Annotated in this window: 9 protein-coding genes and 3 tRNA genes; 10 read left to right on the top strand and 2 right to left on the bottom strand. The window is 40.8% G+C overall.

Annotated elements, in window-relative coordinates:
- Window positions 1-41: 41 nt before the first annotated feature.
- Window positions 42-902, bottom strand: coding sequence for a pantoate--beta-alanine ligase (gene panC, locus AAW12_RS02505; protein ID WP_046672032.1), 861 nt, complete (start codon window positions 900-902; stop codon window positions 42-44).
- A gap of 148 nt (window positions 903-1,050) precedes the next feature.
- Between panC and AAW12_RS02500 the strand changes: the two genes are divergently transcribed.
- The 4 genes from AAW12_RS02500 to uvrC all read left to right on the top strand — a co-directional run bounded on the left by AAW12_RS02500 (window position 1,051) and on the right by uvrC (window position 7,121).
- Window positions 1,051-1,869: a glycogen/starch synthase gene (locus AAW12_RS02500; RefSeq protein ID WP_046672031.1), complete on the top strand. Its 819-nt coding sequence runs from the start codon at window positions 1,051-1,053 to the stop codon at window positions 1,867-1,869.
- Window positions 1,870-2,238: 369 nt separating this feature from the next.
- Window positions 2,239-2,718 carry a 2-C-methyl-D-erythritol 2,4-cyclodiphosphate synthase gene (ispF, locus tag AAW12_RS02495; RefSeq protein ID WP_046672030.1) on the top strand — a complete coding sequence of 160 codons (480 nt, stop codon included), beginning with the start codon at window positions 2,239-2,241 and terminating at the stop codon, window positions 2,716-2,718.
- A 239-nt stretch (window positions 2,719-2,957) separates the two neighbouring features.
- Window positions 2,958-5,228 (top strand): penicillin-binding protein 1A, encoded by a 2,271-nt coding sequence (locus AAW12_RS02490; RefSeq protein ID WP_046672029.1) that lies wholly within the window; start codon window positions 2,958-2,960, stop codon window positions 5,226-5,228.
- Between the two features lie 93 nt (window positions 5,229-5,321).
- Entirely contained in the window at window positions 5,322-7,121 is a 1,800-nt protein-coding gene (uvrC, locus tag AAW12_RS02485; RefSeq protein WP_046672028.1) for an excinuclease ABC subunit UvrC, read from the top strand.
- Window positions 7,122-7,194: 73 nt separating this feature from the next.
- Here uvrC and era read toward each other — a convergent pair whose 3' ends face one another.
- Window positions 7,195-8,073 (bottom strand): GTPase Era, encoded by an 879-nt coding sequence (gene era / locus AAW12_RS02480; RefSeq protein WP_046672056.1) that lies wholly within the window; start codon window positions 8,071-8,073, stop codon window positions 7,195-7,197.
- Between the two features lie 115 nt (window positions 8,074-8,188).
- Between era and AAW12_RS02475 the strand changes: the two genes are divergently transcribed.
- The 6 genes from AAW12_RS02475 (at window position 8,189) to der (ending at window position 15,174) form a co-directional block, all read left to right on the top strand.
- A tRNA-Met gene (locus AAW12_RS02475) sits at window positions 8,189-8,261 on the top strand.
- A 56-nt stretch (window positions 8,262-8,317) separates the two neighbouring features.
- Window positions 8,318-8,390, top strand: a tRNA-Met gene (locus AAW12_RS02470).
- Window positions 8,391-8,445: 55 nt separating this feature from the next.
- Window positions 8,446-8,518: transfer RNA gene (locus tag AAW12_RS02465), tRNA-Met, on the top strand.
- A 351-nt stretch (window positions 8,519-8,869) separates the two neighbouring features.
- Window positions 8,870-11,959, top strand: a complete 3,090-nt coding sequence (locus tag AAW12_RS02455) for a SusC/RagA family TonB-linked outer membrane protein (RefSeq protein ID WP_084823050.1) — start codon at window positions 8,870-8,872, stop codon at window positions 11,957-11,959.
- Between the two features lie 23 nt (window positions 11,960-11,982).
- Window positions 11,983-13,704 carry a RagB/SusD family nutrient uptake outer membrane protein gene (locus AAW12_RS02450; protein WP_046672026.1) on the top strand — a complete coding sequence of 574 codons (1,722 nt, stop codon included), beginning with the start codon at window positions 11,983-11,985 and terminating at the stop codon, window positions 13,702-13,704.
- 168 nt (window positions 13,705-13,872) lie between these two features.
- Window positions 13,873-15,174: a ribosome biogenesis GTPase Der gene (der, locus tag AAW12_RS02445; RefSeq protein WP_046672054.1), complete on the top strand. Its 1,302-nt coding sequence runs from the start codon at window positions 13,873-13,875 to the stop codon at window positions 15,172-15,174.
- Window positions 15,175-15,180 lie beyond the last annotated feature (6 nt).

The raw sequence follows: 15,180 nt of genomic DNA, 5'->3' as shown, positions 1-15,180 counted from the left end.
GCAAAGGTAGGGCTTTCTACTGAATTTGAAAGATTTGTCAATTAATTTGACAAATTATTCAGAATCATATTATCTATTAAACGGACACCTTCGACCCAGGCAGTGACAAGTGCGACATGCTGCTTGCTGAAATCGATGTGATTGACTTCTTTTAAGGTCGAACTCTCACATATGGCAAAATATTCAACGGTTAGTCCTTCGGTGTCTGTTAGCATCTGCAGCGCTTTGTCTTTTATTTCCTCGAGTGGGATAGGGGCATGTAGATGATCTTTTACGTATTGCAGGGAACGGGAGAGTGCCAAAGCGGTTCTTTTTCCAGCTTCACTTAAGCGCGCGTTTCTAGAGCTCAGTGCCAGGCCGTCTTGATCTCGAATGATAGGACATATCGCCAATTGAATCGCGAGATCCTTCATGGCTATCATGCGTTTGATGACCATGACCTGCTGAAAATCTTTTTGCCCGAAACAAGCAATATCCGGTTGTACTAAGGTAAATAATTTATAGACCACCTGGGTGACACCTTGGAAATGCCCGGGGCGTTTTTCACCTTCCCAAATTTGATCCAGTTCGCCAAGGTCAAGATGCCAGGCTTCATTTTTATCAGGATACATTTCATCAACACTTGGTAAAAAGAGAATGTCGCAATCGACGGATTCCAGTAATCTGATGTCGTTTTCGATGGGTCGTGGATATTTTTCGAGATCTTTCGGATCGTTAAATTGTGTGGGGTTAACAAAAATGCTGCAAACACGAATATCACTGATTGGTTTTGCATAATTTAATAAGGATAAATGTCCTTCATGTAAAGCGCCCATCGTAGGGATTAGAGCGATTTTTTGACCTGTTGATCGGGCTTGTTGCAGGTATGCTTGGAGAGATGCTTTCGTTTTGAAAATTTCCACTTTGCTATTTAGTTTTTTGTTGGCAAAGGTGCATAATATTTTGGGAATATAAAACGATGATTAATAGTAAATTGCATAGTAAGTATTTTTTTCGTACCTTTGTAGACCGATTTTACTGTTCGAAAATAATAAATAAAAATAACTGGAGATGGCAAAAACGAAGATATTGTTTATTACTCACGAGATGTCGCCTTTCCTCGAATTAACTAAAATTTCTGAAATTACACGTCAACTTCCACAAGCGATGCAAGAAAAGGGTTTTGAGATCCGGATCTTAATGCCGCGTTTTGGGAATATCAATGAGCGTCGAAATAGATTACATGAGGTTATTCGTCTTTCAGGCTTGAATATTGTTGTGGATAATAATGATAATCCGCTAATTATTAAAGTTGCTTCATTACCTGCGGCCCGTATGCAGGTGTATTTCTTGGATAATGAAGACTACTTTCAGCGTAAAAAAGTTTTTAGTGATGAGCATGGCGAATTCTTTGCAGACAATAATGAGCGTTCGGTGTTCTTCTGTAAAGGAGCATTGGAAACTGTGAAGAAATTAGGTTGGTCCCCTGATGTAGTGCACTGTCATGGATGGTTCACTGCTTTGGTACCGGCTTACGTGAAGACAACGTATAAAGACGATCCTACATTCAAGGATGCAAAAGTGATGTACTCTTTGTTCAATGAAGAATTTAAAGGTACATTAGGTACAAAGTATGCTGAAATGGCGCCCGAGGGCTCCTTCAAAGCTGCGGATGCGCAGGTGTACGGCGATGGTAGTTATGAGGCGATCTATAAAGGTGCCTTACATTTTACCGATATGGTGGTTGTCGCTGACGAAAATGTCAACACGGAAATAGTTGATTTTGCTCGATCAAAAGATATCCAGATTTTTGAGCCAAATGGCGATCAGGATTACGATGCTTTTGGAGAAGTATATGATCAGTTTGCGCCAGAAGAAGTAGAAGCTTAAGCTTTACCTTTCGAAGCGTTTCGAAAAACAAACAGACAATAATATAGAAAAAGGCTATTCTCAAGGATAGCCTTTTTTTATACGCTTTCTTCTTAATTGATCGAGTCGTTTTTTTTACAATTTTGATTGGGCTGGCTGCTGGAAACCTTTTGTCGCGATAAATGTAGCTGCGAATTGCTATCTTCGCAATAATCTGTCATTGTTTTATATGTTCATACCAAGAGATCTCAGCGAAGATGAATCGGGGTCTGATGTATACCTATGCTAGCTTATCAAATAGCATACATTGGCCGATTTTATTTGTATATAAATCGCGTGTTTGGGCATATCTTAAGGATGTGAACAGACAGCATAGCTATAATTCGTGTAATGAAAATTAAGGTAGGATTTGGATTTGATGTCCATCAGATGAAAGAAGGTCATCCGTTTATTGTTGGTGGAGTGCAACTGGAGCATCATGCTGGGGCCTTTGGGCATTCTGATGCCGACGTGTTGGTCCATGCGATATGTGATGCCGTTTTGGGGGCCGCTAATTTAGAAGATATTGGCTACCACTTTCCGAATACAGATATGCGCTGGAAAGGCATTAGCAGTTTATTGTTGTTAAAAGAATGTATGGCGCTGATTGCTGCGAAGGGATATACGCTTGGCAATATTGATGCGATGCTGTGCCTGGAAGCTCCTAAGATAAAACCCTACATTCCACAGATGAAAGTTAAATTGGCGGAAGCGACGGGTTTGGATATCGATGATATTTCCATTAAAGCAACAACAAATGAAACGATGGGATTTATCGGTCGTCAGGAAGGGGTGGTTGCCTATGCGGTTTGCTTGATTGAACGTGCGTAGCGCTGTTCAATATTTTCATGTTTAAATTCTTGCTTTTGGTCCAATTAGTAATACCTTTGCCAAAGTAGGGATTCTTGGCACACTATCTGATAGAGTGAGCATTAATGTCATAATTGAAGTCTTTAAAGATTAAAATAATGCCCTATCCAAGTTTGCAAAACACAGCTGTGGATGGAAAAATAGGATATTCAATACGATCTTTAAAAGAATAATATGTACGTCTGAAATTTAGTAAATAGATGAAACGAGTATCAAAAAAAAATCAACTTACTGAAGCTGATATCAAGCGGTATACGTTCAATTTTTGGAAAATTATCGTCGGGATTGTCGCGCTAGGTTTCCTCTTTATATTGAGTATACGTCTTGGGCTATTTGGAAAGTTACCTTCCTTCAGTGATTTGGAAAACCCCAAAAGTAATTTAGCGTCCGAAGTGATCACGGAAGATCATAAGGTCTTAGGGACTTATTATGTCCAAAACCGCTCCAATGTAAAATATAGTGAATTGTCGCCTTATTTGGTTAAAGCATTGGTGTCGACAGAGGATAAACGCTTTTATGATCATTCCGGGATAGACTACTCACGTACATTTACAGTTATCTTTCACACCTTGACCGGTAACAAACAGGGCGGGAGTACCATTACACAGCAGCTGGCACTGAATCTGTTTTCGGATGGACGGCAAAAGAATTTTCTAAAGCGTGTTATCCAGAAATTTCAAGAATGGATTACTGCTGTTCGATTGGAAAGAAATTATACCAAAGATGAGATTATCACCATGTATTTTAATACGGTAGACTTTGGTGCTTACAATACCTATGGAATCAAATCGGCTGCGCGGACTTATTTTAATACGACGCCGGATAAACTGACGGCCGACCAAGCAGCCCTTTTGGTGGGGATGCTCAAAGGACCAGGCGCATATTCTCCTGTACGCTATCCCGAAAAATCACGTACACGCCGTAATACAGTATTGAACAATATGGTTGCCGCTAATTTTATTTCGGCAGAGGAGGCTACAAAAGCGAAGGAGAAACCACTTGGTTTAGAACTGAAGATTGCAAATTACGGGGAAGGTTTGGCACCGTATTTTAGAGCGGTATTAAAGGATGAAATCAAAAAAGAATTTGCAAAATTGTCCATCACCAAACCAGATGGTACGCCGTATGACCTCGATCGTGATGGATTGAAAATCTATACGACGATCAATATGTCGATGCAGCAATATGCAGAGGATTCGCAAAAAGAGTGGATGAAGCAATTGCAGTCTAAATTTTCCGCACAATGGAAAAATAGGGATCCTTTTAAAGGCGACAAAGCCAAACTGCTCATGAGTGGAATGAAGCGCTCTGACCGTTACCGTATTTTGAAAGAAGAGGGCTTGAATGAAGACGCGATCAAAAAGGCTTTCAATGTAAAGGTTCCGATGAATATTTTTACATGGAAGGGAAGTGTTGATACGATGATGACCCCAATGGATTCCATTAAGTACAATAAACTGATGTTGCGCAATGCGATGATGTCCATGGAACCGAAAACCGGACATATCAAAGCATGGGTCGGTGGTATTGACTTTGATCACTTCAAATATGATCAGGTGAAAATGGGTACCCGTCAAGTCGGATCAACGGCGAAACCATTTACATACGCGGTGGCGATTGACAATGGCTATTCACCATGTTACAGCATTCCCAATTACCAACAAACCTATAATGGATGGACACCAAGAGGAAATGCGCAGGGTGGAAACCCGATTACTTTAGCGAAGGCATTGGCTTATTCGCAAAACTATGCGACGGCCTATTTGGTACACGAAGTTGGTGCTGCAGAAGTAGCTGCATTGACTAAACGGATGGGTATAACAAGTGATGTGCCTAATTATCCTTCGATCTCATTAGGTGCTTATGAAGCGTCGGTCTTTGATATGGTGGGTGCTTATTCGGCATTTGTGAATCAAGGAACCTGGATTGAGCCAACTGCGATCTTACGTATTGAAGATAAAAATGGTACACCGATCTATGATAAAGCACCAAAGGTCGTAAAAGCCTTAAATAGTGAATCTGCTTATATTATTGTTGATATGTTGAAAAAGGTGGTATCCCAGGGTACAGCAAGACGTATTCAATGGATGTATAAGCTCACCAATCCAATTGGTGGTAAAACAGGTACAACCAACGATAACTCAGATGCCTGGTTTATCGGTATCACACCGGAACTGGTTACAGGGGTTTGGACCGGTGCAGAAGATCGAGGTATTAGTTTCGACAGGATGGAGTACGGACAGGGGGCCGCAGCAGCGATGCCCGTATTTGCTTACTACATGCAGAAAGTGTATAAAGATTCAAATCTGAAATATACCAAGGGCGATTTTGAGCAGCCGCAGGGTGGGCTTACCCGTGTCATTGACTGCAATCAATATTGGGGCGGTGGTGGCTCTGATGTCGAAGATGGTTCGACGGATTCAAGCGGTAAAGATGCGACTAAACTAAAAGATGATCGCTTAGGTTTCTAAGTTATTTTAACGATTACCATTGGGCCAGATAATAAATTTTTTCGAGATTTGTTGTCTGGCCTTTTTGCTGAACATGTTTGATATTGGAACGTAATGGACGTATTTGATTATAGAGAAGAATTAAAAAAGATACCACATCGACCGGGAGTCTATCAGTATTTTGATAAAAATAGTGAGCTGATCTATATCGGTAAAGCGAAGGATCTGCGTAATCGGGTCGGTTCGTATTTCGTGAATGAAAATCAGCTGAATGGCAAAACCCGTGTTTTGGTTCGCAAAATCAACCGTATATCTTTTACTATAGTTGACACGGAGATTGATGCTTGGTTGCTTGAGAATTCATTGATCAAAAAACACAAGCCCAAGTATAACGTTCTGTTGAAGGATGATAAAACCTATCCATGGATTGTCATCAAGAACGAACCTTTTCCGCGGGTTTTTTGGACCAGACAATATATCAAGGATGGGTCTCGTTATTATGGCCCCTATCCTTCGGTGGGGATGATGCATATTGTATTGGATCTGATCCGTGAATTATTTCCCCTCCGTACCTGCAATTTGGCCCTCACACAGGAAAACATACGGAAAGGCAAGTTTAAGATCTGTCTTGAATATCAAATCGGAAATTGTAAGGGGCCCTGCGAAGGGTATCAGTCAGAAGACGACTACGATCAGAACCTGAGTGATATCAAGGATATTCTGAACGGAAAGATTGCTGTGGTGACCAATCGTTTAAAGGAAAGTATTGGTGCAGCAGCTGCGGCTTTGGATTTTGAAAGAGCGCAGTTAATGAAGGCCAAGCTGGATAAGCTGGACAATTACCAGAGCAAGTCGACGGTGGTCAACTCCTCCATTACCAATGTGGATGTATTTAGTATTGCTTCAGACGAGGGGTACGCTTTTGTCAATTATTTGAAAGTTATGAATGGGGTTATTATTCAGACACAGACCCTCGAAATGAAACGGCGTTTGGACGAGAGCGAACAGGAGCTTTTGGCCTTGGCCATACCAGAGATCCGGGAGCGCTTCAAAAGCCTTTCGCGGGAAATTATCGTACCTTTTGAATTGGATATTGAAGAGAACGAACGGATTCGATTTACCATCCCGAAGTTGGGGGAAAAGAAAAAATTGCTGGAACTTTCCCAAAAGAACGTCGCATTTTTTAGAAAAGAGCGTCTACTGCAATATGAAAAGCTTAATCCGGATATTCGGACGGAGCGCATCTTAAAGCAGATGCAAAAAGATCTGCGCATGAATGTGCTCCCACAACATATTGAATGTTTCGATAACTCGAATATTCAGGGTAATTATCCCGTATCGGCTATTGTTGTCTTTAAGGATGCAAAACCTTCAAAGAAAGATTACCGCCACTTTAATGTGAAAACCGTGGAGGGACCCAATGATTTTGCTACGATGGAGGAGGCTGTTTTTAGACGCTATAGGCGATTATTGGATGAAGATCAGCCTTTGCCGCAATTGATCATCATCGATGGGGGAAAGGGGCAGCTAGGCGCGGCCTTAAAGAGTCTGCGCTTGTTGGGGATAGAACGGAAAGTAACGGTCATCGGTATTGCCAAAAGACTGGAGGAGCTTTTCTATCCAGGTGATCAATATCCACTTTATTTGGATAAAAAATCTGAAACCCTCAAGGTCATTCAACATCTCCGGGATGAAGCACACCGCTTCGGAATCACCTTCCACAGGAATCAACGGAGCCGGAAAACCTTCGTTTCAGAGCTGGAAAACGTTCCGGGTATTGGTAAAACAACGGTTGAGAAAGTATTAACTGAATTTAAATCGGTGAAAAAAGTGAAGGAAGCCTCCGATGAAGAGCTAAAAAAAGTGCTTAATCTGAAACAGATTAAAGCACTTCGTGAATATTTTGCAACGTAAAAATTTCGAGTAAGAACAGTTCGCGCAGTAGAGGTCGGTATAAAAGGTCTCCGTACGAACTTTTCAAAGCGAATTAATCATCGTAACCGAAACGTTTAAGGTAGTTCTTTTTACTTCTCCAATCAGGAATCACCTTAACAAAAAGTTCGAGGAATACTTTTCCGCCGATAAACTCTTCAATATCCTGGCGTGCATAGGTGCCGACTTTTTTGATCATGGCGCCTGCTTTTCCGATGATAATATTTTTTTGAGAATCGCGCTCTACAATAATTTCGGCAGCAATACGTGTGATATTTGCTTCTTCTTTGTATGATGTGACGATTACCTCTGTACTGTAGGGGATTTCCTTATCGTATAGTTTGAATACTTTTTCACGGATCATCTCAGAGACGAAGAAGCGCATGGACTTATCCGTTAGTTCATCTTTCTCATAATAGGCTTCGTGAATTGGTAACTTGTCCTTGATGTAGTGCATCACGGCGGCAACATTATGATTTAATTTTGCTGAAATCGCAAAAACGGTATCTGGATTTAATTTTTCCTGCCAAAATTCAATCTTAGCCTTGACCTCTTCTTCCGAAGATTTATCAATTTTGTTGATCAGCACGGCAACAGGGGAATTTGTTTTACGTAATTTCTCCAGTACATCGTTCTCATCGTATTTTTCGTGGATATCTGTCACAAATAAAATAATGTCTGCATCGATCAACGAACCTTGGACAAAATTCATCATCGATTCTTGCAAAGAATAGTTTGGTTTGATAACACCGGGGGTGTCCGAAAACACAATTTGATGGTTTTCATCGTTTACAATACCGATAATGCGGTGTCTTGTCGTTTGCGCTTTGGGTGTAATGATAGACATTTTTTCACCCACTAAAGCGTTCATTAGGGTGGACTTACCAGCATTTGGCTTTCCGATGATACTTACGAATCCTGCTTTATGTGACATTTTTCTAAATTTTATTAGGATTACAAAGAAACAAAATATATCTTTGTACTCCAATTCGGAAGGATCATAATCTTGTTTTTTCAAAAGAAAAAAGCAATTTTGTTCAAAAATATATTGCGGGGTGGAGCAGTTGGTAGCTCGTCGGGCTCATAACCCGAAGGTCACTAGTTCGAGTCTGGTCCCCGCTACTAAAAGAAAGAGCCGGTTGCAATGATCGGTTCTTTTCAAGACATTTAAAATACATTGCGGGGTGGAGCAGTTGGTAGCTCGTCGGGCTCATAACCCGAAGGTCACTAGTTCGAGTCTGGTCCCCGCTACTAAAGAAAGAGCCGATTGCAATGATCGGTTCTTTTCAAGACATTTCAAATACATTGCGGGGTGGAGCAGTTGGTAGCTCGTCGGGCTCATAACCCGAAGGTCACTAGTTCGAGTCTGGTCCCCGCTACTAAAAGAAAAAAGCCGAGTTGAATATCTTGGCTTTTTTTGTGCGCTAAATTACGCTATAATACCACCTGTTTTTCAGGATTACCTTGTTGCCTACGCTGCTAACTTTCTCTTTATCGATTGTCCTCAGGTTGTTAAAAAACTACCTTTTGCTGTTAACCTAATCGTTCTAATTTTTTGATAGTGGATTGCATTGTAAAATGTGTGTTTATGCAATCGTTTGTTTAATTGGCGCAATCGATTTCGTTGCTACTAAATTTTGATATACTGTCATCATCCTTTAGTTTTAGCATTCATGTACCTAAATTTTGATTAGCACGCTAATCAATTTTTAAACTAACTATTAAATATTATGATTTCAAAGATTCTCGACAATCACAAGTTGAGTCTGTTATCATTAGCTTTACTCATTACAAGTACACACAACTCGGCTAATGCTAATGGTCTTACGTTTCCAAACAACAATATTTTGTTGAATGACGCAGTTTATCAACAAAAAGTGAATGGAAAAGTGCAGTCTACAGACGGCCCATTGGCTGGAGCAACCATTAGTGTTAAAGGGAGCGCTAAATCGACATCTGCAGGAGTAGATGGACGGTTTACGATAGATGCTAAAAATGGTGATGTGCTGGTCGTTACGAGTGTTGGTTACAAAACACAAGAAGTGACGGTGACAGGACCGGTTGTTAACATCAATCTGGAGTCCAATAGCGAAGCACTCCAGGAAGTTGTTGTCGTTGGGTATGGAACACAACAGAAAAAAGAAAGTTTGACCGGTGCCCTTCAGGCTGTTAAAGGAAACAAATTACGTGATGTCACTACGCCGTCGGTTGAGAATATGCTGAATGGTAAGGCTGCCGGAGTATATGTTGCACCAGGAGCTGGTAAACCAGGATCAAATGGTGGTGTTGTGATTCGTGGCCAGGCAACCTTAAGTGGTACGACGAGCCCGTTGTGGGTTATTGATGGTGTTATCGTTGGCTCAAGCCCAGGTGATATCAATCCAGATGACATTGAATCATTGACTATCCTAAAAGATGCTGCCTCAACATCTATTTATGGTTCTCAAGGTGCAAATGGTGTCGTTGTCGTTACAACAAAAAATCCTTCGGCTTCCAAAACAAGCATTAGCTTTTCTACGAAAATGGGTATCAATCAGCTTTCCAATGGACACATGGAAATGATGGATGGTGCTGAACTTTATGACTACTTTGCGTCATTCTCCAATCAAGATAAAATTAAATTTCCACGCTGGAACACTGAGTTACGCAACAGTAACTTCGATTGGTGGAAGCTAGCAACGAAGACCGGGTTTGTCCAAAACCACAATTTATCCATTCAGGGTGGAAATGATAAATTACAGTCTTATTTGTCTTTAGGTTACTACAACGAAGCCGGTGCTGTAAAAGGGTATGATTACGATCGTTATAACTTTAGATTACGTACCAACTATAAACCTTTCGACTGGCTGACCATCAAGCCATCTATTGCCGGATCGAGACGCGCAGTAGATGATCGTCAATATGATGTCAATGCCATGTATGGGAACCTGCCTTGGGATAGTCCTTACGATGCAAATGGAAATTTGGTGCCACACCGTTATAGTGGCTGGGTCAACAACGCAAGCACGAATTACTTGTATGACTTGCAATGGAATCATAGTGCCAATACCAATTATGAATTTATGGGTAACTTAGATTTCGATATCAAATTAACAGATTGGTTGACATTTTCTTCTGTCAACAATTATCGTTACAATAGTTATTCTGATAGTGGTTATCAAGATCCGCGATCAAATAGCGGTGAAAGCGTAATTGGCCGTGTAACGGATTATCGGATGGAGTTTGCGCGCCGTTATACCAACCAAATCTTGCGTTTCAACAAGACCTGGGATAAACATAGCCTGAATGGATTGGCTGCATACGAATTTAACGACTACTGGACCAAAACTTTAGATGCATACGGAACAGGTATTGTCAATGGTTTTGAGGTATTGGATGTTGTTGCAAAGCCAGAACGTACGAAAGGCGGAATTTCCGAATGGGCAGTACAGTCATTCTTGTCGAATGCAAACTATGCATACGATAATAAATATCTGGCACAGGTGTCGTTCCGTCGCGATGGAGCATCCAATTTTGGTACCAATGCAAAATATGGAAACTTCTTTTCCGTTAGTGGTGGTTGGAATATCAATAAGGAAGAGTGGTTCAAGGCTGATTGGGTAGATAATTTAAAACTGCGAGCGGCTTACGGATCGGTAGGTAATAGACCAAGTTCGTTGTATCCGCAATATAGTCTTTACTCTGTGTCTGCATCGTCTAGTTATAATGGTATACCAGGAGCATTAATTAGTCAAATCGGTAATAAAGATCTAACCTGGGAAAAAACATACACAACAGGTTTTGGGGTTGATGCTGCCTTATTTAAGAATAGATTGCGATTCAATGTTGATTATTACGACAAAAAGACCGATAATGTACTTTATCAAGTGCCGATCAGTGGTCTGACGGGTGTTACTTCTATCTGGAAAAATATTGGTAAGATGCAAAACCGGGGGATTGAACTGACCATCGGCGGTGATATCGTTCGCAATGACAATGTACATTGGAGTTTGGATGTTAATTTAAGTCACAATGTGAATAAATTGACCGAGCTATTTGCGACAAAAGATGCCAACGGTAATCTTGTTTCAAAACCAATTATCGCAGGGGACGGATCAGGAATCGCCGGATCGGCGCAACGTTTGCTGCAGCCTGGTTTTCCGGTAGATACCTATTACTTGAAAGAATGGGCTGGTGTTAACGTGGATAATGGTTTGCCCATGTGGTATCGATACGAAACAGATGCGAATGGCAATGAAACAAGGACAACGACATCGAACTATTCCAATGCAACTTTCCGTAATGTAGGAAAAGGAAATCCAGATCTTTTCGGCGGTTTCAGTACGGCTTTAAGTTATAAGCAGTTTGACCTGAATGCGGTGTTCGGTTTCTCATTAGGTGGTAAATTATATAATTATTCGCGTCAGGAATTTGATTCAGATGGAACCTATACGGATCGTAATCAGATGAAATTACAGGATGGTTGGAGCCGTTGGGAAAAACCTGGTGATGTTGCTACTCATCCGATAGCAAGGTACGATAACCAAGATAAAGGTAATTCGCCGTCAACACGCTTCTTGGAAAGTAACAATTTTCTAAAAATGAGATCGTTGACTTTGGGTTACAACTTCGACCTGAAAAAGTATAACATCAAAAATTTACGTGTATTCTTAGCTGGAGAGAATTTGTTTACGATTACAAACTACTCGGGTGTTGATCCGGAGCTTCCTTTGACTGAGCCAGATGGTAAAGGCGGGGGCGGTCAAATGATCAGATCTACAGGCGTTTCTGTATATCCAATGGTTCGTAAATACATGTTCGGCGCAAGTGTGACATTTTAATTTTAACGTTTAGAAAATCAACAATGAAAAAGATATTAATTGGACTTTTAATCGCAGCAGCAGTATCCTCCTGCGATATCGATCGTCTTCCTTATACTTCGATGGACGAAGAGAATATTGCAAGTAATCCTGATGCCATGGTAACAGGTACTTATGCGCAGTTAAAAGCTTGGTCTGATCCGATGCACCGTCTTGGTGAATACGCCGGTGATAATATGATGATCCGTGGTTCATCGACAGATGCATTTTATGAATTTATCTCCTATGCAAGGACACCGAATAATTACCGTTTGCAGAATTTTTGGGATAGCGGTTATAAAGCGATCGCTCAATCGTCGAACCTGATTAAGATGTTTGCGGAAGGTCAGAGTCCAGAAATGGATAATAAAATAGGTGAATGTTATTACATCCGCGGGATGATGTACTTTTACCTTTGTCGCGCATTCGGCAAGCCATACTACCAAAGTCCAGAAACAAACTTAGGCGTTCCGATCGTCAATGGTACACCTGAAGATGTTTTTAATGATTTGAACTTGCCCGATCGTGCGTCTGTAAAAGATACTTATGCGCAAGCGATCAGTGATCTGAAGAAAGCAGAAGCTTTAATGACCCTTGATAAAGGGGCAGCATATGCGTCTAAGGGTGCGGCGCAAGCGATGCTTTCCCGTATATATCTGTATATGAGTGGTACGTATAAAAATCCAAATGCGGAATATGCGCGCCTTGCTGTAGAATATGCGGATAAAGTGATTAACTCAGGTAAATATGTCCTGTTGGGCCGTGAGCAATTCATGAAATACAATACATTTAGACCAGAAGATAACAAGGAGACCATCTTTGCGGTGAAACGTGTCGCTTCTGAATTTTCAGGTGATGATCACTATTATGGTATTGGTGGTATGTACTCCAATATCGGTGGTATGGGCTGGGGTGAGATGTATTCCAGTGCCAAGTACATTGATTTATTGAATGAAACTGGTCGCAATGATTGGAGACCTGATCATTATACCATTGTCGACGCACGCGCAGCATTTATTGAACCTACATATTCAAAAGATGATGCGGGAAAATACACAACTGTTTTTCGGTTTATTAAACAGGATGTACCCAAAAAAGCAGGCGATCCGGTTACACTAAGCTATGTGCAGGCTCCTGCTACCATAAACGGTAATACCGTGACTTGTAAAGATGGTGATCATGTCTATACATTGACCGCTGTCAATGCTGCGCAGCAAACTTATAAAATTGCCTATGCAGATGGTAAAACATACACTGGTATGATTGACTACTATATTTCCTTAAACCGTGCTTATCCACAGTTTTATATTGTGAAATGCTCACGTGAAGGCGAGGAGTCACAATTGCACTCGCCTGTCATCAGCCGCTTGGGTGAAATTTATTTAAACCGTGCCGAAGCTAATGCAAAATTAGGTAACTATGGCGCTGCATTAAATGATTTAAATACCATTAGAAATCGTTCTATTGTTAATGGTGGATATACCTCAATTGATGCTACCAATGCAAGTAAACTGATCGACAAAGAGCGTCAGTTGGAATTGGCTTATCAGGCTGAGCGCAGCTACGATGTGTTCCGTAATGGAGACCCATTAAACCGTACCTATCCAGGGCCACAAAAACAATTTGAGGATATTGTACCGACAGATTTTAGAGTGACTTATTTTATTCCACAGGATGCGATCAATTCATATCCGGGCAAATTGACGCAGAATCCAACGTCTAACTAGGTAATATTGATCATTTAAACCCTATAAATGGCTTTACTTCACGGTAAAGCCATTTTTGTTTTTGTGTCGCGATAATCCCTTTCGAATCCGTATCTTTGTTCCCTTAAGTATATTTTTAGCATAAAAGTGCCATCTGCTGTGATAGTGGGTGGATCAAATAAAATAAATATGGCAAATATTGTTGCAATTGTTGGTCGTCCAAATGTTGGTAAATCTACCTTATTCAATCGTCTTACAGAAAGTAGAAAAGCGATTGTTGATGACTTTAGCGGGGTGACGCGCGACCGTCATTATGAAACAGCCGAGTGGATCGGAAAGAAATTTACAGTAATTGATACAGGTGGTTTTGTACATGGTTCGGATGATGTCTTTGAAGAGGCTATTCGTGATCAGGTTTATATCGCTATTGAAGAAGCTTCGGTCGTTATATTCATGGTGGATGTCACCACCGGCATTACCGACTTGGATGATGAAATCGCTGATATTCTAAGAAGAAGCTCTAAACCTGTGTATGTTGTGGCGAATAAAGTCGATCACGCGAAATTGCACCATGAATCGGCAGAGTTTTATGCTTTTGGTTTAGGTGAGGTCTTCAACATCTCATCGGCTACAGGATCCGGTACAGGTGAGTTGTTGGATGCTGTTGTTTCTCATTTTGAAGTGGAAGAGGAAGAAGAAGAATCCTTACCAAAATATACCATCGTGGGCCGCCCGAATGTGGGTAAATCGTCTTTGACAAACGCATTGATCGGCAAAGATCGCAATATTGTAACGCCAATGGCAGGGACAACGCGTGATTCAATCCGTATACATTACAATCAATATGGACATAACTTTTTATTGATCGATACTGCAGGTCTTCGTCGTAAGTCCAAAGTAAATGAAGATATTGAGTTCTATTCGGTGATGCGTACCATCAAAGCATTGGAGGATTCTGATGTGACAATTTTAATGCTTGACGCACAGGATGGATTAGAAGCGCAGGACGTTAATATTTTCAACTTGGCGGAGAAGAACCGTAAAGGTATTGTCATTGTTGTCAATAAGTGGGATTTGATCGAAAAGGACAACAAAACAATGAAGGCTTTCGAAGATCGCATCAAAGAGAAAATAGCACCGTTCACAGATGTGCCTATTATCTTTACTTCCGTAACCGAAAAACAACGTGTTCTTAAGGTGTTGGAAGTTGCCGACAAGGTCTATGTTAATAAGACAAAAAAGATCCCTACCTCCAAGTTGAATGAAGTGATGTTGGATATTATCGAGAATTATCCACCGCCATCCTTAAAGGGTAAATACATCAAAATTAAATATGCAACACAGTTGCCAGGACGGACACCGATGTTTGCTTTCTTCTGTAATCTGCCACAATACATCAAAGATCCATACAAACGTTTTATTGAAAACAAATTGCGTGAGAACTTTGACTTTACAGGTGTCCCAATTCAAATATATTTCAGACAAAAATAGATTTCC

This window comes from Sphingobacterium sp. Ag1, assembly GCF_000988325.1.
Lineage (GTDB): Bacteria > Bacteroidota > Bacteroidia > Sphingobacteriales > Sphingobacteriaceae > Sphingobacterium.
The sequence above is the reverse complement of the archived record's forward strand: the minus strand, read 5'-3'. Positions and strand labels throughout refer to the sequence as shown.